Origin of the sequence: Thalassolituus sp. UBA6592 (assembly GCF_002433655.1) — a bacterium.
GTDB lineage: Bacteria > Pseudomonadota > Gammaproteobacteria > Pseudomonadales > Oceanobacteraceae > Venatoribacter.
Map to the genome: position 1 here is coordinate 5,017 of NZ_DJIO01000091.1, position 25,569 is coordinate 30,585.

The window sequence follows — 25,569 nt, forward strand, 5'->3', positions numbered from 1 at the left end:
GCTTAGCCGTCTGCTGCCCCGCCGTATTCAGCAGCAGACCGGTGGCGAAATGGCGCTGCAGAAAGATCCGGCGGAGTTTATGAATAAGCTGCTGGTGCGTCGTTCAGCAGAGCACTGAGACTGGCCTGCAGCTCGCGCGCGCTCCACATTCCCTGGGCGCCATACCATAGCGCCGTCAGATACTGCATCTGGCGGTTAGCCTGCTGCCAGCTCTGATCCCAACCTTTATTCTTTTTGCCCGCAATCACTTCCTGCAGCAGATGCTGTTGCTCTTGAGCATTCACATTGGCCGCCTGCAGCAGCGCAGCAATATCCCACAACGGATGCCCAAGTGCGGCGTACTCCCAATCGAGCAGTGTCAGTGTGCCATCCTGTTCAATCCAGTTAGCCGGCAGCGGGTCCATGTGGCACAGGCACAGACGTTCATCGGGCATCACGCTCATGGCCTGTTGCAGTCTGGCGCGCATATTCAGTATCTGATGTGAGATGCCCTGGGCGGCGAGCATATTCCAGTAGTAACTGGCTTTGTCGGTGATGCTCAGGCGCGGTACAGCATGTTGTATATCAGCGGGCAGCGTCAGCTGATGCAGGGCGTGCAGTTGCTGCAGCATCTGTTTCAGTACCGGTGGCGTTAAATCCTGCGAGCGCAGGGTACGGCCATGAATATAGGGGCGGATCCAGTAATGCTTTTCTGCTGAACGGAATAACACCGGCGGCGTCAGCTGCAGATCGGCGGCCATCTGGTGAATGGCGAATTCTGCGTTGCGGTTAATATCCAGCGCGGCGGAGTTGCGTCCTTCGACGCGCAGCACATAGTCCGCTCCGTTCAGCGTTAACAGAAAGCAGTGATTGGTCAGGCCGCCCGGTAACGAGCGCACCTGATTGGCCGCCGGTGCCGAGGTACTCAGTCCCCACAGTGGCCAGTCGGCCAGAATATGATCGATCAAGGAAGTTTTTCACCCACCTGCCAGGCCGCCGGAGTGGCCAGCTTTTCACCGGAATCTTCTGCGCTCTGCTGACTGCGGTATTGCGGCAGCCAGCGGAACCAGCCAATGACGACCAGAATGACGTACAGCACCATCAGCGCCGAGGTTAAATACAGCTCTTTATTGAAGTAAAGAACGCCGGCGATGGTATCGATAACAATCCAGTAGAGCCAGTTTTCCAGTACCTTTTTCGCCACCATATAGGTGGTGACCACAGCGCCCCAGGTGGTGAAGGAATCCCAGTAAGGGTAAGCTGCAGAGGTATAGTTGCTGAGCAACCAGCCGCTGATCAGGCTGGCGAGAATCACCACCGCAATCACCACCGCATGTTTTGGCAGCGACCACACACTGATCGGCAACTCGGGTTTGCTGACACCACTGCGCCATTGCCACCAACCGTACACTGCCATGATCAGGTAGTAGACGTTGAGGGCGGAATCCATCACCAGGCTGACATCCCAGAACAGCCAGATAAAAATGGCGGTGCTGAAAAAGGCCGCGTACCAGCACAGAATATTCTGCTTCATGGCCAGCAGCAGGTAGGCAACGCCCAGCGCCACAGCAATGATTTCCCAGAGGCTCATAGCCGCTGCGGCCTGTTCTATGCCGGTTAAAATTGTGTCCATATCGGGTTACCTGTTGATGCGATTGCGGTGGGCAAGCCCACCCTACGAACCTTCGCTCTGCGAAATGAGCTCAGCTTGCAACAAGAGCTCAGTCTGCGAGAGTCATGGTGGGCAAGCCCACCCTACGACCCTGGCGTGCGAAAATCAGCCGTGGGGTTTCAGTGCCGGGTCGAGATTGCGGCCGATGTATTTCACCACGAAAATGGATTTACCAAATTCTTCCCAGCTGTTTTTAATTTCGGTTTTTAAGGTATCCATCACCAGATCGTAGTCGCCAAAAATCTGGGTGCTCATGGTGTTACCGACAACGGTTAAACCTTCGACGTTATTCAGGCGGTCGATAAAGCCTTTGATGTAGGGAATGTAATCATCGGCTAATGGGTATTTGCTGATTTCTGCTGAAATTTCCATGGTTTGTATCTCCGGGTTTGCCGGGCAGATATTGGTTGCCCGGCTGTAAAATTCTGGTGCGCGGTGCGCACCCTACGAGTTATTTCGGATGAGCAAGATGCGTCCAGCGTTTAAATTGTGGTGCGCGGAGCGCACCCTACGTGTTTAAAACGCGTATTTTGCTTCCGCCATTACTGTGCGTGGTTCGCCCAGCTGTACGTATCTGTGTTCGGTATAGCCATCACGCGGGTCGTTACCAAAACCACCAAAGCCGCGGGTTTCCACATCTTTATCGGTCAGGTTGCGGCCGCTCAGGGCCAGCTCCAGCTGATTCAGTTTGTAGGCCATGCGGGCGTGCCACAGCACGTAGGATTTTGATTGCTCGTCGTGGCTGTCAGAAAAATAGAAGCTGTCTTTGGCTTCGCTTTCCACCCGCAGTGACAGACGGCTGGTGAGGTCATAACTGACGGCGGTGGCCAGACTGTACTCAGGCGCATGAGACTGAGCGCGGCCGTCTTTATTGAATTCACCATCGCTGGTGTCGTAGTGGTAATCAACGAATTCGGTCTGCAGCCAGCCGTAGCTGAAGGCCCAGTTCAGACGGTCGCTGAGATCCCAGCTGCTTTCCAGTTCCAGACCGTAGTTACGGCCTTCGGCGGCGTTAGCCAGATAATCCTGGAAGGTGATGCTGTTGTCGTCATTCTGAATGGCGTAAGAGCTTTTCACCTGCTGGTCTTTACGCTGGATATAAAACGCTGCGACACGGGTGTGCAGGCTGTTGCTCAGCAGCGATGACTTCAGCCCCAGTTCCAGCGTGTTATTAAACTCGGTATCAAAGCTGCGGTTGTCTTCGGAAATATCCGGGTCGGTGTTGATGCCCCCGGCTTTGTAACCGCGCGCCAACGACAGATACGCCAGATGATCGTTGGCCAGCAGACCTTCCAGCACCACTTTGCCGCCGTACAGCGTTTCGTTGGTATCGTCGTCGATGCCGGCGTTATCTTTAAAATCATTCTTCCATTGCTCAGCGCGCAGACCGTAGGTCAGGCTCCACGACGGCGAGAACCAGGTTTTCAGTTCGCCATAAACAGAAGACGATGTGATATCCAGTTCGCTGCGGTACTGACCAGCGTTGTAGGTGTAATTGCGCTTCATATCTTCGCCGCGGGTCATGCTGTAAACACCGATAACCCAGTCGGTGGTGTCGGCGAAAATACGCCCGTCGACCCCGGACAACAGACGCAGATCGACGCTGTTGCGGTCAAAATCACGCAGGTATTGGTCGAAGGATGAATACTCATCCGGGTGCATGCCCACATAAGCCCAGTCTTCGTCGTAGCTGTATTCGGCGCTGCTGTTGCTGGCGCTTATGGTACTTTCAAAACGCAGGGCGGAATTAATATCCTGATTCCACGCCAGCGAGAACGCGCTGGTGTCCTGGCTGTCTTTGCCCGGCTCGTCGGACAGCGTGTGGCGGCTGTTGTCAAAAGTGAAGGCGTCGTAGCCGTTGTCGATATCGGCATACAGCATGGTCAGCGTTACATCGCCACTGGCATTCGGCTGCCAGCTGAATTTGGCGCGGGCGATTTTCTCATCGTAATTCTGGGTGTCGTCTTTATTGAGGAAATCGTTTTCCATATAGCCGTCGGATTCAAAGCCGTGCACCGCAATGCGCGCCTGCAGCGAATCACTGAGGCTGCCGGATACGGCACCGCCCAGGCCGTAAGAGGCATAGTTACCGGCTTTGGCGGCGACATAACCGCTGACGTCTTTGGTCGGCGCAGCACTGGTGATGTTGATCATGCCGGCCAGGGCATTGGCACCAAAACGGGTGCCCTGCGGGCCGCGCAGAATTTCTACCTGTTGTACGTCGAATAAGGTGGCTGCGGCACCTAAACCTGTCATGTCGATGCCGTCGATCAGTACGCCCACCGACGGATTAACCGGGTCAACAAACTGGCTGCGTTCACCGATACCGCGGATCTGGAAATAACGGCCACGGGCGGCACCGGAAGCGAAATTAACGTTGGGAGCGAAGCTCAGCACCTGCTCCAGATGTTCGGCGGAGCGCGCTTCCATTTGTGCCTGACCAACCACAGTCACGGCTTCAGGAATCTGCTGCACATCGGTGTTGCGGAAATCCGCGGTGACGGTCTGGGTGTCGAGGGCTGCTTCGTCAGCGTGAAGCGAAAGCGACAGGGGCGCTGCGAGGCACAGCAGGGATAAAGCGTTGTGTTTCATCAGGGTCGTTCCTTAGATAGAGCATTAAGAAAAGACCCGGCTACTTGCGTAGGGACGGCGCAGAGCCGTCTCTCGATTGTGATGCGGTTTAAGATAAGCCTCAGGTGTTATCAAACTGATGTACATGACAGCATCAGCCTTGATAAGGCATATACATGCCTGACCACCTGAACAAACCGCCCCCATTCCTACGCCGGTACTAACCGGATCAGGTTCTAGGGGTTCGCCATTTACTGCATCAGCTATTTTCACAACTGAGTGCAGCAAACTGCCCGGCATCTCAGGCGCTGTCAGACTTTGCAGCAGCGCCACCCCCTGGGACGGGGCCGATTATACCGAAAATGTCACTGATGCCCAGCGTCTGCTCCGCGCTGACTCACGATCCACTGTCAAAATGGCAGCTGCCCTTACACTTTTTTTCACTCAGCGCATCTTGAAAAGCGGCGTAAAAACACCAATTCTGGTGTCTGACGATTTATTCCCTATTTATGAACGAGGATTTGCGCATGCTGCGTATTGTGTTGTTTCTTGCCACTAACCTGGCGGTGATTTTTGTCGCCAGTATTACCCTGTCGCTGCTGGGTGTAGGCAGTTACCTGCAAAGCAGTGGCACAGGTCTGAATCTGGGCAACCTGCTGGTGTTCTGTCTGGTATTTGGTATGGCCGGCTCTGTGGTGTCGCTGCTGCTGTCCAAAACTATGGCCAAATGGGGCATGCGGGTACAGATCATTGATCAGCCGCAGAACTCAGGCGAGCAATGGCTGCTGAGCACGGTGAAAGAACTGTCGGATAAAGCCGGTATCGGTATGCCGGAAGTGGGTATCTTCTCCTCCCCTGCACCGAATGCCTTTGCCACCGGCTGGAACCGTAATAACGCGCTGGTGGCTGTGTCGACCGGCCTGCTGCAGCGCATGGATAAAGAACAGGTAAAAGCGGTACTTGGCCATGAGATCGGCCACGTAGCCAACGGCGATATGATTACCCTGGCGCTGATTCAGGGTGTGGTGAACGCCTTTGTGATGTTCTTCGCCCGCATCATCGGTAACTTTGTGGATAAAGCTGTATTCAAAAATGAAAACGGCCCGGGTATCGCCTTCTTCGTGACCACCATTATCGCCGAGATAGTGCTGGGTATTCTGGCCTCCACTATCGTTGCCTGGTTCAGCCGTCGCCGGGAATTCCGCGCCGACCAGGCCGGTGCCGATCTGGTGTCACCAACGGCGATGATCAGCGCGCTGGCTGCCCTGCAGCAGAGCTATGATCAGCCAAGTGAACTGAACGGTGAGCTGGTGGCGTTCGGTATCCGTGGTGAAGGTAAATTCGCGGCGCTGTTCTCCACTCACCCGCCGCTGGATGTGCGTATCAACGCCCTGCGTGAACGTTACGGTGCACGCTGATAGCTGATCCGCTTAAACAGCAGAAGCCGGGCACTGCCCGGCTTTTTTGTGCCCGCTGTTTGTGTCTGTCTGACTGTCGGTGGAAGCAGCTGCACTCAATACAGCCACCAGAATCAGTCTTCCCGGGCGTAAACATTCACCCGGTTTCTGCCCGCCTGCTTCGCCTGATAAAGGGCCTGGTCGGCCATGGCTGTCAGTTGATCTGGCTGCAGTCGCTCGTCTGCAATCAGACTGGTGACCCCCATGCTGATGGTGACCTTGTGCGTTTGTTGGTGAATCCGTATATCAAGGTCTGCGACCGCCTGGCGGATAACTTCCGCTTTTTGTCTGGCTTCGTCCTCACTCATCCCGGGCAGAATAATGGCAAATTCTTCACCGCCGTAACGTGCGGCGCAGTCTGTGTTCACCCGGGTATGGGCGCGGAAAACCTGCGCGACGCGGCGCAGACATTCATCTCCGGCGACATGGCCATGGCTATCGTTAAATTGTTTGAAGTGATCAATATCGGCAAGGATCAGGGCAAAGGGCGAGGTCTTAACCCGTGAGCGCGTGATTTCCTGCTGCAGAACAACATCAAAGCAGCGGCGGTTCTGCAATTCGGTGAGGGCGTCGGTCATGCTCAGCTGCTGCAGTTCATCATTGCTGTGCGACAGCTGTTTGGTCAGGTTTTCCAGGGCATCGGTACGCTCTCTGACTTTTTGTTCCAGCTCGCGGTTGGTACGTGACTGCAGCGCCAGCAGTTCCTGCTGAGCCCTGCCCCGCAGATAGCGTTCACGATTGATGCGTTGGGCCAGGGCTATCGAGATCAGAATCGCTTCCAGCAGAAAGCCCACGGTCTGGATATGTTGTGTGACAAAATTCTGCGGCACGACGCTCATAATCATCAGCATCAGAATGATGGTGCTGCCGATCAGAAAGAACCAGGCAACGGCAAAGGTAATGGCAATTCGGTCCCCCTGCAGCGCCAGCCGGATGGTAATGGCGAGCGCAAAAAATGAGGTCAGTAATGCACAGACATTGGTGATCTCAGGGGACCAGGCCATACCTGTCAGATGGGCGATAATCTCAATCAGCCAATAGCCGCCGGTCAGCACAGCGAGATACAGCATCCAGCGTTCACGTTGCCAGAGACGCAGGAAGCTGGTGATAAAAACACTGGCTGAAAAGAATACGATGGCGGCGAACAGCGCATAAGCAGAGTGTTGCAGCCAGGCAGAGTCAGACCAGAGCAATTGTTTGCCAATACCGGTGGCGGCAAGAATGTAGCCGAAGGTGGTGGCCAGGTAGATGCAGTAAAGCAGGTAGTTGCGGTCGCGGATAAAAATCCACAGGAACAGGTTATAAAACAGCATGGCCAGTAAGGCGCCGAAGAACACACCGTACAGCGAGTAATAGCCCAGCTTATAGCGCTCGAAGGCTTCGTCCTGCCAAAGATAAATGGGCAACAGATACATGTGGTGAGTAGATATCCGCAACAGCACTTCCGTGGTCTGCTCTGCTCTGGCTTCGACAGGAAACAAAAAAGCCGGCGCATTCAGACTGACACCATTCGCTGCCGGGCCAGAGGAAGAGACAGAAGGCGCTGAAACCGCACCCCCTGACTGCGACGGGCTGGCATAGGCCTGATTATCACGCTGATACAGCTGCACCTGATCCAGATTGACCCACTGAATTTCCAGTAAACGCTGCATATTCTGTTGAGTCGGGTTATGCAGCCGGATTCTGACCCACGCAGCGTCGTCACTGACCGCCGGATCCAGCAGCAGGCTTGTGGCGGTTTGCCAGGGCAGCTCACTGCCTGACGCGAACACAGCTTCGGCTGATAAATCCTGATAACCAAACAGATAGTCCATCTGCTCCGGTGCAACGCGGTGATAGGCGTTGCCACCATTGAGCAAAATCGCAGCGGCAGCGGCGGGCACTGATAGCAACGAAAGCATCAGCACTAGCAGAAAGCTCAGAGGTGTTGCCGACCTTTGCATTCCGGTGTCCCTGGTTGGCAGTGAAACAGAGGGTCATGAGGATTGCGTACTACGGAATCACGGCCTCATCTTCAGTGTAACCCTGTCTGAGGCTTCCGGCAGACTTTCCTGCCGGGGAATATAAATCGGCAGCAATGTCGATGACTTGAATCGTATGTGGAATGTGTATGTTGAAGGTCGAATGGGGAAAGTTGACTACTCCAGTTGCCAGTTGCCAGTTGCCAGTTGCCAGTTGCCAGCTGCGCTGGGCAAGGTTGGCGTCTCGTTCCCACGCTCCTGCGTGGGAATGCAAATCACCCGGAGCTTTGTATAGCGTCAGCTGCCTTTGGTTACCAGTATTCCTTGCAAGTAACGCAGAGTAGGGTGGGCTCGGCCCACCAATGAATTGGTTGGTCGGTTGCCAGCTGTGTCGGGCTGTTTTGCGCTTTACTCCGATCTGACTGGCGTCAAAAACCTATGCCGCCCGAAGCCTGAGCCGGTCAGTGAGTTGCCGGTAACTGGTACTGGCCGCGCAACGCAAGCCTGATTTCGATCGGCGATGAAGAAGTGTTATTAAAGTACCAGCCATGGGTACCGGCGAACGGCGCGGTAAAACTGCCCTTCATATTGTCTGCGGTGGCCACCGTATAGCTCTCGAAATATCCAGTGGTGTCCCCGGCGGGTTCGCCGTGCAGGTCTACATACACGGGTGCTCCATAGGCTACCCACTCGTAATTCAGCTTATCGTACTGTTGCATCAGCACTTTAAACTCGCGGTCTTCACCGGCAGCCAGGGACAGGGTAATCAGCTGCTGGCCGCTGCTTTGTTGTGTGCCGGAATCTGTGTCGCTGGTGGATGACACAGCAGAGTTCTGCGTTTCCTGAGCAAGGGCTGTCAGTCCCATTTTTTCGCCCAGCCCTGTGGGATCAAGGTTGTACTCCGCCGGCAGGATAAACAGCACAATGATCACACCGGCCAGCAATGAAGCAAGGATACTGGTACGCAACAGGGAGGCTGTAGTCAGATGCAGGGTCTGTGATGACATAAATTACTTCCTCAGGAATACAGGATATAGCCAGTAAGCTGATATGCCGTGAGCATCAGCCCGGCACTGATCAGCAGCGTGTTGGTACTGACTGCCAGCGGCATAAACAGGCGCGTACTGCGCAGCAGATTGATGACACCCAGAATCACCAGCAATGCCAGCAGCTGACCCAGCTCCACACCCAAATTAAACGCCAGCAGATTGGGCAGCAGACCGTCATCCGGCAGCTGAAACTCCTGCAGCTTGGTGGCCAGGCCAAAGCCGTGAAACAGCCCGAAGATCAGCACAGCTAAACGGGTATCCGGCTGGTGGCCGAACAGGCGCTGAAAGCCACCGAGATTATCAAAGCCCTTGTACACCACCGACAGACTGATAATGGCGTCGATCAGATAAGCGTTTACCTGAATATTACTGAGCACACCCAACAGCAGGGTAAGGCTGTGGCCAAGCGTAAACATACTGACGTACAGCAGTACCTCGCGGCGGCGGAAAATAAAGAACAACACACCCAGCAGAAACAACAGATGATCGTAACCCGTGATCATGTGTTTGGCGCCGATGTAGATAAAAGGCATCAGCTGCATGCCGCTGTTCTGCTGCAGAAACGCCCGGGTATTGTCATCAACGCCATGGGCGAGAACAGTGCCGGTGGCCAGTAGTAGTGCGGCCAGCAGAGCGGGCATGATGATCAGCGTCAGCAGTCTGGTTAGGGGATGCAGTGGTATCAGCATAAGCAGGGATTGGTCTTTGGGTTATCTGAGAACCATAGCAGGCGGGCGTGGATTGGGTAGCGGCTTTAGGGTGGAGATGGAGGGGTACTTTGGTGTTATGGGTCTGAGGCCAGCTGCGCTGGGCAGGACTTTGCTCTGAAGGCCGGATTATCGCCTGGTTAACTGGCGCCACTCGAAGCCGGGGAAAACCGAGTCCGCAAAGCCGATTTTCAGAGCTTGCTGACATGGGCGTTTCACCTGCGCTCTGATGATTTCTTGCACGTTTACAGACGAAAAGAACAAAACGCGCATGCGCGTTTTGACACAGGCTTTGAATAAAAATGACGGGTAATCAATAGCTTACTGGTTGTTACCGGGTTGATAGTGCGCAACGGGGTTCAATGCTGCGGTATGTAAACGCGCACGCGTGTTTATACTCCTGATTGAAATGTTAACAATCAGACTTCTGCGAGATTAAACAATAGGTTAGAGTGAAAGTAGGGAAGAAAGGCATAGCGTCAAAACGCGCATGCGCACGAATAAACTGTTATGTGTGAAAAGTACTGAGGACGCATCATGAAAGGTAGTTGTCTCTGCGGCGAAATAGAATATGAAGTTAGTGAACTAGATTCACCGATTCAGCATTGTTCTTGTAATACGTGCAGAAAAGCACATGCTGCAGCGTTCAATACGGCATCGGGAGTTCAAAGTAGCAATTTTCGATGGTTAAAAGGAGAATCGCTGCTTTCTAAATTTGAATCGTCGCCAGGAAAAATAAGGTATTTTTGTTCAAAGTGTGGAACTCACTTGATTAAAGAAAAGAAGGGAAGTTCAGTTCTAGTCTTGAGGGTAGCAACTCTTGATGAAGACCCTGGTAAAATACCGGAATTCAGAATTTGGTCTTCACATGAAGTTCCTTGGTTAAACTACACCTCAGCAATACCTACTTACGATGAGTGGGAACCAGGGAGATGAAATCACATAACAAGGCGTTCAATGATCGCCCAACAAGTTGGGCTGGACAGTCACTACTGCGGCCTTTTTGGTGTATGTCGCTTCGCGCCAGTTTACACCAAAAATTCCTCCGCAGTGCCTGCCCATTAACGCGGCGTTAGGTGAATCAGTGAATCGAGCCATTACCATAATTTTATCTATCGTATTGTTGGCTTGTGCCGCTGTGCATTGGTATCTCGGCGGTCTATTAGTACAAGCCGAGAATCGAGTCATCTATAGTAACGAGCTTTTAAGCAGCGGCGGAGATAGCAGTTTTGCTGTCCTGCTCGGCCTATCTGCATTTGTTGTGAGTTTGCTTGGCGGCTTATTGGGTAAAAAGCTCTTCCTGTCGTCAATCTTGGCTTTAGTGTTTTTCGACTTTATGCTTTTTCTGGCTAACTTAGATGTGTCGCTAACCGAGTCTGTACTACTCGGAGACCACACATTATTGGTGGCATTCATATTTGCGTATTTGCTAGCCGTGTTTCACCTAACAAGTCAATTAACTACGCGCCTTCGGCGCCGGACGCAGCAAAGCTGCGCCGGTTATTGAGGCGTTAGAAGCAAATAGGATCGCGAATAGACATGGAGATGGTTGCAAAAGTATTGGACGTTTGGAATGCGTCACTGTGCCCAAAAATTGAGCTTGGCGGGCTTTACAGTAGGAATCCCACAGCCCACAAATGGAAAGCTACTTATCGAGCAATAGTGCTAAGGGAACTCACGTTCTGGCGTGTAACTGATCTACTCAATCAAATGGTTGTGCTTTCGAAGGCGGGCCATGTCTTAGGGGCAAGAATCCTACTTCGCAGTACGATTGAAACCACCGGCATACTCATTTACCTGAATCAGAAAATGCAGCTGGTCATTGAGGGCGTTGAAACTTTCAACGATTTCTCAGCACTTACAACGCAGTTAATGCTTGGGTCAAAAAACGAAAGCACCAGCCACGTAGCTATCAACGTCACGCATACAATCCTTCAAAAATGGTGCGAGAAGAAATATCCCGGAATATTTGCCATCTATACCGAACTCTGCGAAAGCGCCCATCCCAACTTTGAAGGTGTTTGCTTTGGCTACTCCCGCGTGAACGAGGAAGAGTATGAAACGGTATTCGAAAACAGATGACATGAACTGCATGGTGAAGGCTTGGAAGCCTTAACTATAGAGTTCTTGAAGGTATTTGAAGAAGAGTACAACAATGTGTGGCCAGCGGAGTTCGAGAGCCTCGAAAACTGGATTGTAAAAAATGATGAAAAGCTTGAAGCAGAGAAAGGCATCTAACAAGCGCATATTGATCAGCCGCTACGCGGCTTTGGACCTCCTTTCAGTCGGCCCCAAATGCGGGCGTTATGCATAAACACGGAGTACAAAAGTAGATGTATAGAAGAGGCAGGGAAAACACTTTGTTTTGGGATGGCGATTTAAGCGCAACCTTAGATAATCACGCCAAATCAGCCAAAGATAAAGTTGACGCTATCCATCAAGACCAATTTTTAGCGACTCCAATCGATGATCTGGTTGCCCACATTGTAAATGACTTATATGTCACCCCATTAGAACTCTATGAAGATAGAGCAGAAATGGATCAGCAAGAAGTCAGAGTAGATGTAAGCCATAATCGCAACCGAAACCCTTTCGGTGATAGTGGTCCAATAATGATTCCGGGAATTAAAGTTACCATATCAATCCCATATACGGGTGACCCTTCACTGTGGAAGTTAAAGCCAAACCAGTGGAGATCGACTATTCCACATGGGGATATTCGCTTGCCCAATAGGGATGGTGTTGGCTATCTGGATATTGTCATTCAGCAACCAGCCGATGACCCTCAACAACAAATAAAAGCACACCTTGATGACGTCCTTGATGGAGTTAGATTCTATATCAATAGCCAATCGTCACAGATTGAAGGGCATAACCAAGCACTTGAGGTAAATGTTAGAAGGCTCGTAGAAGCTAGGAGAGAGAGACTAAACAAGCATGACGGTCTTGCTGACTTTCTTAATATCTCAATGAAAAGGAACAATTCTGCGCCTAGTTTCAAACCTATCGATATTAAAAAGAAATTAGTGAAGCCTTTACCTCCGCCACCTCAATCTGGCTATGCGGCAGAGCCTGGTATAACAGTGGAGGATTATGAGCATATACTCTCAGTTATCCGGCATGAAGGTGCGACCTTTGAGGCTACACCAAAAACTTATGCCGTTCACGACGAAGAAGAACTTCGGGACATCATTCTTGCGCATCTGAATGGGCATTATAAAGGCGCAGCCTCTGGCGAAGCTTTCAGGAAGTTAGGCAAAACAGATATAAAAATTGAGAGCGATAATAGAGCGGCATTTATCGCTGAATGTAAAGTATGGCGAGGTGCTTCCGAACTTAGCAAGGCTATAGACCAACTACTTGGATACCTTACATGGCGAGATTGCAAAGCCTCAGTGATTATATTCAATAAACATAACAAGAAATTCACCGAGCTACTGGAGAAAACTCCAGAAATATTGAAGTCTCATCCTCGCTTTAAAAAATACGTAAAAGATGTTGGTGAGGGAGAGTGGCACTTTGAGTTTATGTCTAAAGACGACGATAGTCGCCTAATTCAATTACGTGTCTATGTATTTGATATCTACCATGATTCAAATGCATAACAAAGCCAGCCAGAGGGACTTCCGCACTGCGTGCTCCAGCCCCTGCTGGCGGCGTTATGCATCATAAGGAGCTACGATGAGTAGAACTATATTTTTCTTCGTGAAAGTATTTGATAAGAAAGAATATGCTGAAGATTTCATAAAAGGAAAGTTGTTCTCGAATCGGCTTTCTTTTTTTAGAAAATATGAAGAAGATGAATCAGCCAACCGAGGTGATAAGCACGAAGGTGTTGTTGGCTGGCATCAATCAGATCAAATACGCCTAAAAATCAATGGCAGAGTCATTACCGATCTTGCTGGTCCAGTAATGACTCAGATGAACTGGCATGATCACCTAAATGTTTTTTGTATTTATGCAGCTCATAGTGGTGAGTTTGAAGAAATTTCTGAAGAAACGATAGATGACTTCAAGAAGCAAATCTCTATCCCTGAAGAATGTAAGAATCTTGGCGAGTACGCCGTCATAGTCACCAATGTAACTAAATTTATTGAGCGAGTTAAAGCAGCAGTAAGATCCAACAATTATGAGCTTAATGCAGGGTTGGTTGAATATTATGATCCTACCAGATTCAATGGTTCTTTCTCAGAAGTGGAATCTATTTTTAGAAAGCGAGAAGAATATAAGCATCAAAAAGAATATAGATTTTCTTTTGATACAGGTATTGCAGGAACTGATCCTCTGATATTAAACATTGGTGACATTAGTGATATTACTATGCAGTGCAAAGTGTGCGAAATTAATGCACAGTTGGAAGTAAAACTTCCGAGTGATGAAAATGCATAACAAACGCAATCAAACGGATAAAATTTCCGCTACGCTCCAATTTTTCCGGTGTTGCGGGCGTTATGTTTTTGCATGGTCAGTAGTAGTCTTGAAGAAGGATTAAGGTATTGAACAGAGGTTACAAGGTATACGATTTTAAGATTATTTCAATGATGCCACCTGGAAAGTGGGCGGCAAGATTTGATGGGCATGAAGGGCTAGTGCCGATGGTCGGCTGGGCTTTGATTGAACGAAACAATTCTACTGAAATTAAAGGCATGATCGTTGCTGAGTACGGTCAAATACTCCCTTGTGACTGCTTTGAAAACTTTCTTTGCTATGAACCAACAGAAGTGCCAATTTCAGCAGTATAAACATAACAAGCGGCCGTTGAGGCCACTGAAAAACGTGGCGGGACGCGCAAAAAGCATGGCCCCAAGGCCGGGCGTTGTACTCAATGAGTAAAAGGAAACCAAAGAAATATGCATAACAACAGACAAGCCCTGGCTTTCGGCTCCGTCATTTTCCTGTTCATCGCATTTGTGATTATCATAGTATTGAGTTTGTGGCTATGGCCAAAATATAAGGTTTACAAGCAAGAGCTTAATGGTCAGGCTGCATTAAAAGAGGCTGAGTGGTCAAAGCAAATATTGATCGAAGAAGCGAAAGCGCGAGAGCAGGCTTCACTAATGCAAGCAAAGGCCAGAGTTACTCTAGCTCAGGCAGAGGGCGAAGCTCAGATCGTCAGAGCTAAGGCCGAGGGTGCTGCTGACATTGAACGGGCGAAAGCAACCGCTGAGGCAAATCGTATTATTGGTGAGTCCCTCAAGGATAATGAGGAGTACCTTAGATACATATGGATTAAGGGACTTCAGGATGGCTCAGGAGAACGAATTTATATTCCTACTGAAGCAGGTCTTCCCATTCTCGAAGCCGGAAAAGCTGGCAGTAGATGAGTACAACAAGCAAAGGCATGCTGGGACGGCCATGCCGCCTCTGCTTTTGGGAAGCCTAGCAAGACATCCATGTCAGTAATTTTTGAAAAACGGCTTTGCGGACTCGGTTTTCCCCGGCTTCGAGCGGCGCCTCCCAGCATAGCTGGCAACAGATTCATTGGTGGGCGGAGCCCACCCTACCCTGCGTTACTGGCCAGAAACACACAGCTGGCACCCGACTGGACGGCGGGCTGTGCCCACCATACCCCAGTCCTGCCAGGCTGATCACCCGATCAAACAAGCAAATAACCACCATCCACATTAATTGCTGCCCCTGTGGTATAGCTCGACGCAGCTGACGCCAGATACAGCACGGTACCTGCCATTTCTTCCGGCATGGCGACACGCTTCATCGGGATGTGCATCATCGCCATTTTCAGGATGGCATCGTTGCTGGTTAAAGTGCTGGCGAATTTGGTATCGGTCAGACCTGGCAGCAGTGCATTTACGCGAATACCCAGTTGCGCACATTCTTTGGCGAAGGTTTTGGTCATGCCGATGACGGCAGATTTGGTGATGGAGTAAATGCCCTGCATATCACCCGGTACCACACCGTTAACAGACGCGACGTTAACGATGGAACCGCCGCCATTTTTTTTCATTAATTTACCGCCGGCGATGGACATAAAAAAGTAACCACGGATATTCACGTCCACGGTTTTCTGGAAGGCGCTGAGGTCGGTATCCAGTACGTGGCCAAAGTATGGGTTGGCGGCGGCGTTATTAATCAGGATATCGAGTTTGCCGTGTTTTTCTTCGATGGTGTTAAAGCAGGCTTCGATCTGTTCCATTTCACCAATGTGGCAGGCCAGTGCTTCGGCACTGCCGCCGGCTTCTTTAATTTCATCGGCGACACGCTGACAGCCATCAATTTTACGGCTGGATACAATGACATGGGCACCGCTGGAAGCCAGCAGTTTGGCGATGGCTTCGCCGATACCACGGCTGGCACCGGTAACCAGTGCGACACGACCGGTCAGGTTAAAAAGTTCTGCTGGGTTTTTGCCTGGCGTTGTCATGGATGGGCTCCTGTTTGTTGTTATGCTGGTGCTGTTATGTTGATCTTATCGCTCAGCGATAGGTCAGAAAATGTTTTCCGGCTTCTGCCAGATGTTGTTGTTCGTTAAATGAGGCAAGGCTGAGTTTGCCACCGGAGCTGCTGTACAGCAGTTGCGTTATGCCACCGTTCAGCAGTGTCCAGTTAAGGTCGAAGGCTTTGCCATTACTCAGCTCAAGGCATTGCTGGGCAATGGCGGTTATCGGCCCGCCGGAGGTAAATACCACGGCATTTCTGCCGTTGGCCTGCTCCAGCAGCTGTTGCAGTGCCTCGCGTACGCGCGTGGTAAAGGCGCTCCAGGATTCGATATAGTCTGCGTCGTCAGCGCCGGCTGTCCAGCGTTCTACGGCTTTGGCAAACAGTTCCTGAAAGGCTTTGCGTTTATTCGGCTGTGCCATAATCCACGCGCCTAATACGGCCTTGTTTTTAAACTGCGGGTAAGCGCAAGCGATGACATCATCGGAATCGAATTCATTAAAGCCGGACATTTCGTGCACCGGGCCGTAACTTTTCCAGTACTTCTGCGCACCTTCCATGGTTTCCCGATGGCGCTGCATACTGCCATGAATCACCAGCTGCGCTTCGACCCCACGCATGGCCAGTGATTTACCCACCAGTTCACCCTGCATGTGACCTGTGTCAGACAGCTGGTCGTAATTGATTTTGCCGAAGCCTGCCTGTCCGTGGCGTACTAAATAAATACTCGCCACTTAACGCATACCTGATTGCCGGATGATTTTTTTGCAGCGCCAGTTCAGGTAGTGAACGAAAAACCAGAAGTGTTTAAACGCAGGGTTGTCTGTCTGCTTGTGGTGATAGCGGTAATAAATCTGCTGCACGATGACGGCCAGACGGAACAGACCGAATACTTCGTAAAATGGCCACAGGGATTTATCCAGCCCCATTTTATCGCAGTAATAGCTGACAATTTCTTCGCGCGTCAGCATGCCTCTCAGATGGCTGGGCTGGCGGCGGATGGACTGCATCAGTTTATCGTCATCGGATTGTACCCAGTAGGCCAGTGCGCCACCGAGGTCCATTAACGGATCGCCCAGTGTCGCCATTTCCCAGTCGAGGACGCCGATGATTTCTCCCGGGTTATCCGGGTTTAATACTACGTTATCCATACGGTAATCGTTGTGGATAATGCAGGTTTTTACGTCGGCTGGCATATTGGCCTGCAGCCATTTCATGGTCTTTTTAAAGCCGGGCACATTCCAGGTGCGGGATTTGGTGTAACGGCTGCTCCAGCCTTCGACCTGACGCTGCACATAGCCGGCCCCTTTGCCCAGATCATCCAGACCTGCTGCCTGATAATCCACCTGATGCAGGTCGATGAGTTTATCGAATACGGAAATGCACAGATCGCGTGCCTGTTGCTCCGACAGCTTCATGCCTTTCGGCAGGTTGCCACGGGGAATGATGCCGCGCATTCGTTCCATAATGTAAAAATCGCTGCCAACGACACTCTGGTCTTCGCAGAAAGCGATCATTTCCGGCACATAAGGGTAAACCGGCTTGAGGCGCGCCATGGTGTTGTATTCGCGCTTCATATCATGGGCACCGGCGGCTTTATGGCCCGCGGGCGGGCGGCGCAGAATCAGATCGTTGTGGGCGAAGCGGTCGGCGTATTTCAGGTGATAGGTCAGGTTGGATGCGCCGCCGGAAAATTGCTTTACCGCCGGCAGCTCATCACCGTAATCGTGACCTTCTTTTTTCAGCCAGTCATGCACCGCCTGCACATCGAAAGCATCGCTGTCGCGCAGTGCTTTGGCTTCATCAATAAACTGCTCGCTCATCTCAGGCCTTCCCGTTGCCCATCACACTCTGACTGTCGCCCGTGGCGAAAGACTTACGCTGCTGTTCGCGCTTCTTCAGGCCTTCGGCCATTTTCAGCATGCCTTTGTTGAACAGGAAGGGCACGTATTTTTTGAAAAAGTAAGCACGGCGGCCGGCAGGATGCGGATTGCAGATTTTCTCGTTTTTCAGCACCGCTTTATAAGCTGCTTCGGCGATGTCGTCAGCATCCAGAGCGGAGGCTTCAAATACTTTATCGACGAACTTGAGCATGTCCGGATCGGAGGTTTTCATGCCGTGATTAAGATTGGTGCGGAAGAAACCCGGGCACAGAGCGGTAACACCGATACCGTACGGCATCAGTTCAAAATGCATGGTTTCTGACAGCGCGACTACGGCGGCTTTGGTGGCGTTGTAGGAGGACATGGACGGCGCTTTCAGCAGGCCGGCCAGCGAGGCCACGTTGACGAAGGCGCCGTGACCCTGTTGTTTCATCATGGGGGTGAAGGTACGGCAGCCCAGTGCTACGCCTTTGAGGTTGATGTCGATGATCCAGTCCCACCAGGCCCAGTCACCGTCTTCGATACGGTCGCCGGTGGCAACGCCGGCATTATTGATCACGATGTCGATGCCGTTCCAGCGGCTGACGACTTCACGGTGCAGCTGGTTCCAGGCTTCTTCACTGCGTACGTCCAGCTCGTGAATCCAGCCTTTGCCGCCAGCGTTTTCGACCATGCTGAGGGTTTCTGCCGCGCCTTCCATGTTGATGTCAGCGATGCAGATATGGGCGCCTTCCCGGGCGTAACGCAGGGCCATGGCGCGACCGAGACCGCTGGCAGCACCTGTGATCAATACTTTTTTCATTATGAGTTCCTCAAATGCGAATGCAGCCTGATGGCTGCGATTATTATTGTGATTCATATGGCCCGTTAAGGGGCAAATGCGCCAGAAGTCGAAGCTCGTATCTGAGCCCGGGCCAGAGTTTGAGCCCGGGCCTGAGCAGATTCAGGTTCTGGCGCACTGGGCGCTTACTGCGCCATAAATTTCTTATATTTCATCATTTCGATCTTAGCGATCAGCTTGCGGTGCACTTCATCCGGACCGTCGGCCAGACGCAGGGCGCGGGCAGCGGTGAACAGACCAGTAAGCGGGAAGTCTCCTGACAGGCCGCCACCACCGTGCATCTGCATGGCAGCATCAATGATCTGCTGTGCCATGTTCGGCGCGATCACTTTGATCTGTGAGATTTCGCTCATGGCGCCCATGGCGCCGACTTTGTCGATCATCCATGCCGCTTTGAATACCAGCAGGCGTGCCTGTTCGATGTTCATCCGCGCATTGGCGATGACATCGGCGTTGCCGCCGAGCTTGACCAGAGGTTTATGGAAGGCGGTACGGCTGGCAGCACGCTGACACATGAGTTCCAGCGCTTTTTCCGCCATACCGATTAAGCGCATACAGTGGTGAATACGGCCCGGCCCCAGGCGGCCCTGAGCAATTTCAAACCCCCGGCCAGGACCAGCGATCATATTGCTCAGCGGCACGCGCACGTTGTCGAAGCTGACTTCGCCGTGACCGTAAGGCTCATCGTAAAAGCCAAACACCGGCAGCATACGTTCGATTTTTACCCCGGGGGCATCGAACGGGAACAGCACCATGGAATGCTGCTGATGGCGCGGTGCATCCGGGTTGGTGAGGCCCATGAAAATGCCGACTTTGCAGTTCGGGTGGCCAACGCCGGTGCTCCACCATTTGCGGCCGTTGAGTACCACTTCGTCACCTTCAACCACGGCGGTGGCTTCCATATTGGTGGCGTCAGAAGAGGCTACACCCGGTTCCGTCATACAGAAAGCAGAGCGGATTTCACCGGCCAGCAGAGGCGTCAGCCATTGCTCCTGCTGCTCTGGCGTGCCGTATTTTTCCAGCACTTCCATATTGCCGGTGTCCGGTGCGTTACAGTTAAAGATTTCCGGGGCAATAAAGGAACGTCCGGTGAGCTCGGCGACGGCGGCGTATTCCAGCGTGCTCAGACCGGCACCGAAGTGTTCATCCGGCAGAAACATATTCCACAGGCCTGCGTCGCGGGCTTTGGCTTTCAGCTCTTCAATGATGGGCAGCACGGTCCATTTGTTGTCCAGACTGTGCAGCTCGCGCAGGTAGTCTTCTTCAACCGGCTCAATTTCTTCCTTCATAAAGGCTTTGACGCGCTTCAGGTAATCCTGAGCTTTGGCGGAATGCTGGAAATCCATGCTGACCTCGTGCTGTTTGTTGTAATGATGATGCGAGTGTAGGGGGAATATTTTTATTTATTAAATGAATACTTTTAATACCAATGTATTCGTATAGGTAATGATTATCCGCCGCCATAATCCCTCCGCAGTGTCTATTATTAGAGACTGATGTTCAGGTACTGCTGTACGCCGGGGTGTGTTGCTCCGTATGCGCAGCACTGCGGCGAGACAGGTTCGCCCTGAGAGGATTAACAACGCACCATGTTCAGACGAATCCCGTATCCGGTTAACGAGCAGGACCAACAGCAGAGAGCGCGTCGGGTACTGCAGATCAGCGGCCTGTCTGCACTGGGTCTGTTGCTGGCCGCCGTGGTGGCTGATCCACGCATCGTGCATTACATCGTGGTGGGTATCGGCGTGCTGGTGGTGGTTGCCTGGTTTGCCTGGAAGCAACGGCTGACCATCGCGGTGAATCTGTTTCTGTGGGCTATGACGCTGTTTCTGTCGGCGCTGGCGTGGTTATCGGAAGGGGTACGCGATATGGCGTTAATGGCCTATCCGGCGGTGCTGATCTTCTCGGCTATTCTCGGCGGACGCTCGCTGTTCTTCCCTCTGCTCTCCTTTATGATTCTGTTCGCTACTGTGGTGGGGTTTATGACCCTCTACGGTTTCCATGAGGCTTACTATTACGAGTTGGGCTTCCGCCATATTGTGTTCGCCGATGTGATTCTGGCCATGACCGGGTTCAGTGCTTACATTCTGATCCGTGATCAGCGCCGGCTGATGATTTCTCTGCATGAGGAAAACCGCCGGGTAAAAGAGAACGAAAATCTGATCGGCGCGCTGGCCAATGTCGATCAGCTGACCGGGCTGGCTAACCGGCGTTATCTGGAAGCGGAGTTTGAGCACAGGTTTAAAATCTGCCGGCGGCAGAAAAGTTGCCTGGCCATGCTGTTCTTCGATCTGGATAACTTCAAACCGGTGAACGACTCCCTCGGTCATGCGGCCGGCGATACCCTGCTGCGACAGATGGCCGAACGCATGAATAAGCTGATCGGCGAAGATGATGTGCTGTGTCGCTTTGGCGGCGATGAGTTTCTGCTGCTGACGGCGTTCAACCCGGGTGAGGAAAAACGCATCAATCAAGTGGCTCAGGCGCTGATCGACGCTGCCACCCGGCCTTTCTTTATTATGGATACTCTGATCGAGGTGTCGGCTTCCGTTGGGGTGGCATTTGCGCCTCAGCACGGCACCAGCTTCAGCGAGCTGTGCCAGCACGCCGACCTGGCGATGTATCAGGCCAAGGATGATGGCCGTCATATCTTCCGTATTTACGATGACAGCATGAAACGGCTCAGCAAAGAAAAGCTGAACATGATGGCCAGCCTGCGCGATGCGCTGAAAAACCGCGAGTTCACCGTGCAGTATCAGCCGCAGATCCGCCTTGGCAACGGCAGTGTCTGTGGCGCCGAAGCGCTGATCCGCTGGCGCCTGGGAAGCGGTGCCTTTGTATCGCCGGCGGACTTTATTCCGCTGGCGGAGAGTACCGGCATTATCGTCGATATCGGTTATTGGGTGCTGCGCGAGTCCTGTATTGCCTGTGCTCAGTGGCGCAGCCAGGGGCATCAGGATATGACGGTGTCGGTGAATCTTTCTTACGTGCAGTTCCGCGACGGTGATCTGCCCGGCAAGGTGAAAACCGTGCTCAACGAAACGGGCCTGCCGCCGTCGGCGCTGGAACTTGAGCTGACTGAATCCATGCTGATTGGCGAAAGCGTGCACGTGCAGCGGCAGATGGATGAACTGCATCAGCTGGGGGTGCGCTTTGCCATTGATGATTTCGGCACCGGCTATTCCAACCTCGGTTATCTGCAGCGTTTTAATGCATCAAGGCTGAAAGTGGATAAGTCGTTTGTGTCTGATCTGGGGCAGTCCGACCGCGACCGGCCACTGGTGCGGGCGATCATTCAGATGGCGGACAGCCTAAACATGCAGGTAGTAGCGGAAGGCGTAGAAGACGAACTGACCCTGCAACAGTTACAGCAGATGGGCTGCCACGAAGCACAGGGCTATTACTGGTCACCGGCACGGGTCAGTCAGGAATTTATCCACTGGATTGAAGAACACAATTCAGCCCCGCGCGAAGACTGATCCGCTGCGCTCAGCTTTCCTGACTGGTTACTGCAATATAGTGTCCGCGCCCTGAGGATTTCGCCTGGTACAAGGCTTTATCTCCTGCTGCCAGTACCGTATTGAGCGAACTGCCCTGGCGCACAAAGCAGCCGCCGATACTGGCCGACAGGCCGACTGACGCGTTCTCCAATGGCAATTCTGTGTGGCTCAGCACGTAACACAGACGCTGTCCCAGCTGATGCAGAACATCTTCATCCGGTGCTTTCACCAGCACCAGAAACTCATCACCGCCCCAGCGGGCAGCGTAGTCATAAAGGCGCAGATGGGTGCGGATGGCATCGGCGGTGGCTTCCAGTGCACGGTCACCGATGGCGTGACCGAAGCGGTCATTCACATCCTTAAAGTTATCCATATCAATCCACAGGATGCCGAAGTTTTTGTCCTCGCGTTCCAGCCGGTTCATATGGCGGGTGAGGTGTAACAGCATACCGCGGCGGTTAAGCAGACCGGTTAACGGATCGGTCTGGGTCAGCTTTTCCAGCTCCTGCGTACGTTGCTGTACGCGCTCCTCCAGCTCCTGCTGATGGCGGGTAATCTGCAACGCCATATTATTGAAGTGACGCATCAGACGGCCGGTTTCGCCGGTTTTGTGTTCAGGCAGAGGCGTGATACGCCCGGTATCGCGCAGCTCGCTGATGGCATGATCGAGGTCTTCGACAGGGCGCAGGATGTGGCGGTTGAAGGCCAGATTAAACAGCAGCAGAAAAATGACCAGCGTAACCGCAGCCAGAATAATCAGATCACTGAAGGTGTTCAGTGGCACCAGCTGATCAACATCCTGCAGAGTCATAACGTACCAGTCGATTTCCGGCAGATAAATAATGCCGGTGAGGTACTGCTTATCACTGTGAGTCAGGTACAGACTGCTCACCTTGCCCGGGTTCTGCTGGCTGTTGTCCATGGCCTGGCGCACAGCCTGTTTATCACGCTCTGTATCCATCAGCTGCCAGATGGTTTTCTGTTCAGACTCGTTTTTGGCGATGCTGTTGAAGTCGATCTGGTTGAGGTCGTGGGAAATCTGAATGGCGCCCTGATGATCAAACAGCATATTGCTGATGCCAGGTTCGTTGGTGGTGGCGATGTGATCTATGTACTGGCTGAGATCCAGCCCGGTACCGACCACGCCAAGGATGCGGTCGTCAGCGCGCATCAGAATATCAATCCAGAGTTTGGTGACACCCAGCTGCACATCCGGATTCACATTCAGATGAATGTCGCGGTTCTGATCGATGATGCTGTAGAACCAGCTGTCGTCCGGATTTTCTCTGTGCAGAGTGTAACGGTACTCGGCACCGGCAAATTCATTGGCGGCGTTGTTATGGTAGTAGTCGCCGGAATCCAGCAGAGCGACGAAGAAACTCTGGTCAGCAAAGTTCTGGCGGAAGGCTTCCATTTCGGCCAGTGCCCGTTGCTTCTTTTCCGTATTATCAGGATCGCGGCTCCAGTCGCGCAGTATTTGCGAATCGGCAAACTGGCGCGCCAGTGCAACTTCGCGGATCAGCGGCTGCAGTGAGCGCTCTTCCTCCAGTTTTACCTGGGTTGAGAAATAGCGCACCGACCACTCTTCAACGATATCGAGGACAATTTTCTGTCCGGCAAACCAGACACCGGCTCCACCCAGTAACATCAGGATGCAGGTGAGCAGTATAAATCTTGGTTTGAGGTTCATTGTATTCCCGGTAACAGCATTCGTGGCGCGGAGTATATCTAAATGATGGTACGGCGTATCCAGAAAACGCACATTGATCTGAGGCTTGAGCGTCATCCGCTAAATAGTTGATATATAACTGATTAAATATAGACAGGTTTACCGGATACGGTAGTTGAAAGACACAATTGAGGGAAAAATATTCAACTCCAGGATAGGTCGTCTGAATTGCAGGATTTTCGTGGCATTAATTTGGTGCGTCGCGATCTTTTATTGTGCGTTTGCGGGGCGAAAAAATACGCCATCAGCCGCATATTGCGGTATCCGGCATAAGTTTGTGCGCTTAATTACAGGAAATATGCACTGAAATAGTAATTGGTACAGGGCTTGCTCAGGAGAGTCCGCAAGCCTTAGAGCTACGCAGCGTTTTTCGCTGACGAAAAAGATAATCAAACCAAGAAGGACGGACTCCATGAAACAATCAGGATTTAAATCTCTGAGTAAAGTATCCAAGGTACTGGCGACGGCAACACTGGCTGCCGGTATCAGTCTGGCAAACGCTGCTGACACCATTAAAGTGGGTGTACTGCACTCGCTGTCCGGCACCATGGCAATTTCTGAAACCACGCTGAAAGACACTGTGCTGATGATGGTGGAAGAGCAGAACAAAAAAGGCGGGCTGCTGGGTAAAAAGCTGGAGCCTGTTGTAGTTGACCCTGCATCTAACTGGCCTCTGTTCGCGGAAAAAACCCGCGAGCTGCTGGAAAAAGATAAGGTGGATGTAATTTTCGGTTGCTGGACTTCGGTATCCCGTAAATCCGTTCTGCCTGTGATCGAAGAACTGAACGGTCTGATGTTCTACCCGGTTCAGTACGAAGGTGAAGAATCTTCTTACAACGTTTTCTACACTGGCGCTGCGCCAAACCAGCAGGCTATTCCTGCGGTTGATTATCTGATGAATGAAGTGGGCGCCAAGCGCTGGGTTCTGGCCGGTACCGACTACGTTTACCCACGTACTACCAACAAAATTCTGGAAAGCTATCTGAAGTCTAAAGGCGTTGCCGAAAAAGACATCATGATCAACTACACCCCATTTGGTCACTCCGACTGGCAGACCATTGTTTCCGACATCAAAAAATTCGGCAGCACCGGTGTTAAAACCGCAGTGGTTTCTACCATTAACGGTGACGCCAACGTTCCTTTCTACAAAGAACTGGCTAACCAGGGCGTAAGTGCGGAAGACATTCCTGTGGTTGCTTTCTCTGTGGGTGAAGAAGAACTGTCTGGTTTTGACACTGCTCCGCTGGTTGGTCACCTGGCTGCCTGGAACTACTTTATGAGCGCGCCTTCTGAAGCCAACGATGAGTTTATCGCTTCATGGCACAAGTTCATTAAAGACGACAAGCGCGTAACCAACGATCCGATGGAAGCAACTTACATTGGCTTCAACATGTGGGCAAAAGCGGTAGAAAAAGCCGGCACCACAGATGTTGATAAAGTGGAAGCTGCGATGATCGGTATCGAAGTACCTAACCTGACCGGTGGCGTTGCGAAAATGAACAAAAACCATCACCTGAGCAAGCCGGTTCTGATCGGTGAAATCCAGGAAGATGGTCAGTTCGATATCGTTTGGGAAACCGACGATGTCGTTCCGGGTGATGCCTGGACTGACTTCCTGCCAGAAAGCAAAAACCTGATCTCTGACTGGACCGCACCAGTCAACTGCGGTAACTACAATACCGTTACCAAAACCTGTGGCGGCAGCATGGCAACTGCTGAGTAAGCGGCTGTCCGGCCTCTCTGTGTCATGCAGAGAGGCTGTTTGCTGAATCCAGTTACGGCCGCCAGGCCGTTTCTCAGGCCGAATTCAGGCCAGAACAAAAA

Annotated in this window: 23 protein-coding genes and 1 riboswitch; of the genes, 10 read left to right on the plus strand and 13 right to left on the minus strand. The window is 52.1% G+C overall.

Annotation, left to right across the window (positions count from 1 at the left end):
- Positions 1 to 77: 77 nt before the first annotated feature.
- The 4 genes from B2Z72_RS08780 to B2Z72_RS08795 form a co-directional block, all read right to left on the minus strand.
- The gene (locus B2Z72_RS08780) at positions 78 to 947 is read right to left on the minus strand and encodes a choline kinase family protein (protein WP_296981040.1); all 870 of its coding nucleotides are present in this window, start codon (positions 945 to 947) and stop codon (positions 78 to 80) included.
- Entirely contained in the window at positions 944 to 1,612 is a 669-nt protein-coding gene (gene pnuC, locus B2Z72_RS08785) for a nicotinamide riboside transporter PnuC (protein WP_296981038.1), read from the minus strand. Before pnuC ends, B2Z72_RS08780 begins: the two co-directional genes overlap by 4 nt.
- Before the next feature lie 144 nt (positions 1,613 to 1,756).
- On the minus strand, positions 1,757 to 2,023 hold the full coding sequence (locus B2Z72_RS08790; protein ID WP_296981036.1) for a YkoF family thiamine/hydroxymethylpyrimidine-binding protein: 267 nt from the start codon (positions 2,021 to 2,023) through the stop codon (positions 1,757 to 1,759).
- 144 nt (positions 2,024 to 2,167) lie between these two features.
- On the minus strand, positions 2,168 to 4,243 hold the full coding sequence (locus tag B2Z72_RS08795) for a TonB-dependent receptor (RefSeq protein WP_296981035.1): 2,076 nt from the start codon (positions 4,241 to 4,243) through the stop codon (positions 2,168 to 2,170).
- 168 nt (positions 4,244 to 4,411) lie between these two features.
- A riboswitch (TPP riboswitch) is annotated at positions 4,412 to 4,569 on the minus strand.
- Between the two features lie 180 nt (positions 4,570 to 4,749).
- On the opposite strand from B2Z72_RS08795, the gene htpX reads away from it, so the two are divergent.
- The gene (gene htpX, locus B2Z72_RS08800) at positions 4,750 to 5,640 is read left to right on the plus strand and encodes a protease HtpX (RefSeq protein ID WP_296981033.1); all 891 of its coding nucleotides are present in this window, start codon (positions 4,750 to 4,752) and stop codon (positions 5,638 to 5,640) included.
- A gap of 113 nt (positions 5,641 to 5,753) precedes the next feature.
- On the opposite strand, the gene B2Z72_RS08805 is transcribed toward htpX, so the two are convergent.
- From B2Z72_RS08805 to B2Z72_RS08815, 3 genes are all read right to left on the minus strand, one after another.
- Complete coding sequence (locus B2Z72_RS08805; RefSeq protein WP_296981031.1) at positions 5,754 to 7,622, minus strand: sensor domain-containing diguanylate cyclase; 1,869 nt, start codon at positions 7,620 to 7,622, stop codon at positions 5,754 to 5,756.
- A gap of 479 nt (positions 7,623 to 8,101) precedes the next feature.
- Entirely contained in the window at positions 8,102 to 8,647 is a 546-nt protein-coding gene (locus tag B2Z72_RS08810) for a hypothetical protein (protein WP_296981030.1), read from the minus strand.
- An 11-nt stretch (positions 8,648 to 8,658) separates the two neighbouring features.
- Positions 8,659 to 9,330, minus strand: coding sequence for a HupE/UreJ family protein (locus B2Z72_RS08815; protein ID WP_296981029.1), 672 nt, complete (start codon positions 9,328 to 9,330; stop codon positions 8,659 to 8,661).
- A gap of 603 nt (positions 9,331 to 9,933) precedes the next feature.
- On the opposite strand from B2Z72_RS08815, the gene B2Z72_RS08820 reads away from it, so the two are divergent.
- The 7 genes from B2Z72_RS08820 to B2Z72_RS08850 all read left to right on the plus strand — a co-directional run bounded on the left by B2Z72_RS08820 (position 9,934) and on the right by B2Z72_RS08850 (position 14,720).
- On the plus strand, positions 9,934 to 10,332 hold the full coding sequence (locus tag B2Z72_RS08820) for a GFA family protein (RefSeq protein WP_296981027.1): 399 nt from the start codon (positions 9,934 to 9,936) through the stop codon (positions 10,330 to 10,332).
- Between the two features lie 37 nt (positions 10,333 to 10,369).
- Positions 10,370 to 10,903, plus strand: a complete 534-nt coding sequence (locus tag B2Z72_RS08825) for a hypothetical protein (RefSeq protein ID WP_296981025.1) — start codon at positions 10,370 to 10,372, stop codon at positions 10,901 to 10,903.
- A gap of 32 nt (positions 10,904 to 10,935) precedes the next feature.
- The gene (locus B2Z72_RS08830) at positions 10,936 to 11,478 is read left to right on the plus strand and encodes a DUF5677 domain-containing protein (protein ID WP_296981023.1); all 543 of its coding nucleotides are present in this window, start codon (positions 10,936 to 10,938) and stop codon (positions 11,476 to 11,478) included.
- A gap of 278 nt (positions 11,479 to 11,756) precedes the next feature.
- Positions 11,757 to 13,001 (plus strand): hypothetical protein, encoded by a 1,245-nt coding sequence (locus B2Z72_RS08835; protein ID WP_296981022.1) that lies wholly within the window; start codon positions 11,757 to 11,759, stop codon positions 12,999 to 13,001.
- A gap of 76 nt (positions 13,002 to 13,077) precedes the next feature.
- Positions 13,078 to 13,785 carry a hypothetical protein gene (locus B2Z72_RS08840; protein WP_296981020.1) on the plus strand — a complete coding sequence of 236 codons (708 nt, stop codon included), beginning with the start codon at positions 13,078 to 13,080 and terminating at the stop codon, positions 13,783 to 13,785.
- 107 nt (positions 13,786 to 13,892) lie between these two features.
- Entirely contained in the window at positions 13,893 to 14,138 is a 246-nt protein-coding gene (locus B2Z72_RS08845) for a hypothetical protein (protein WP_296981018.1), read from the plus strand.
- A 108-nt stretch (positions 14,139 to 14,246) separates the two neighbouring features.
- Entirely contained in the window at positions 14,247 to 14,720 is a 474-nt protein-coding gene (locus B2Z72_RS08850; protein WP_296981016.1) for a hypothetical protein, read from the plus strand.
- A gap of 272 nt (positions 14,721 to 14,992) precedes the next feature.
- Here the strand turns inward: B2Z72_RS08850 and B2Z72_RS08855 are convergent, their stop codons facing one another.
- From B2Z72_RS08855 to B2Z72_RS08875, 5 genes are all read right to left on the minus strand, one after another.
- A complete protein-coding gene (locus tag B2Z72_RS08855; protein WP_296981015.1) occupies positions 14,993 to 15,778 on the minus strand; it encodes an SDR family oxidoreductase in 786 nt (261 codons plus the stop codon).
- Positions 15,779 to 15,830: 52 nt separating this feature from the next.
- Positions 15,831 to 16,526: a histidine phosphatase family protein gene (locus tag B2Z72_RS08860; protein ID WP_296981013.1), complete on the minus strand. Its 696-nt coding sequence runs from the start codon at positions 16,524 to 16,526 to the stop codon at positions 15,831 to 15,833.
- Positions 16,527 to 17,615, minus strand: a complete 1,089-nt coding sequence (locus tag B2Z72_RS08865; RefSeq protein WP_296981012.1) for a phosphotransferase family protein — start codon at positions 17,613 to 17,615, stop codon at positions 16,527 to 16,529. It abuts the gene before it with no gap.
- 1 nt (position 17,616) lies between these two features.
- Positions 17,617 to 18,477, minus strand: a complete 861-nt coding sequence (locus tag B2Z72_RS08870; protein WP_296981010.1) for an SDR family oxidoreductase — start codon at positions 18,475 to 18,477, stop codon at positions 17,617 to 17,619.
- Positions 18,478 to 18,641: 164 nt separating this feature from the next.
- On the minus strand, positions 18,642 to 19,862 hold the full coding sequence (locus B2Z72_RS08875; protein WP_296981009.1) for an acyl-CoA dehydrogenase family protein: 1,221 nt from the start codon (positions 19,860 to 19,862) through the stop codon (positions 18,642 to 18,644).
- 243 nt (positions 19,863 to 20,105) lie between these two features.
- Between B2Z72_RS08875 and B2Z72_RS08880 the strand changes: the two genes are divergently transcribed.
- On the plus strand, positions 20,106 to 21,995 hold the full coding sequence (locus B2Z72_RS08880; RefSeq protein ID WP_296981008.1) for a putative bifunctional diguanylate cyclase/phosphodiesterase: 1,890 nt from the start codon (positions 20,106 to 20,108) through the stop codon (positions 21,993 to 21,995).
- 10 nt (positions 21,996 to 22,005) lie between these two features.
- Here B2Z72_RS08880 and B2Z72_RS08885 read toward each other — a convergent pair whose 3' ends face one another.
- Positions 22,006 to 23,706, minus strand: a complete 1,701-nt coding sequence (locus B2Z72_RS08885; protein ID WP_296981007.1) for a diguanylate cyclase domain-containing protein — start codon at positions 23,704 to 23,706, stop codon at positions 22,006 to 22,008.
- 451 nt (positions 23,707 to 24,157) lie between these two features.
- Here B2Z72_RS08885 and urtA point away from each other — a divergent pair, with 451 nt between their 5' ends.
- Entirely contained in the window at positions 24,158 to 25,468 is a 1,311-nt protein-coding gene (gene urtA / locus B2Z72_RS08890; RefSeq protein WP_296981006.1) for an urea ABC transporter substrate-binding protein, read from the plus strand.
- Positions 25,469 to 25,569: the final 101 nt, after the last annotated feature.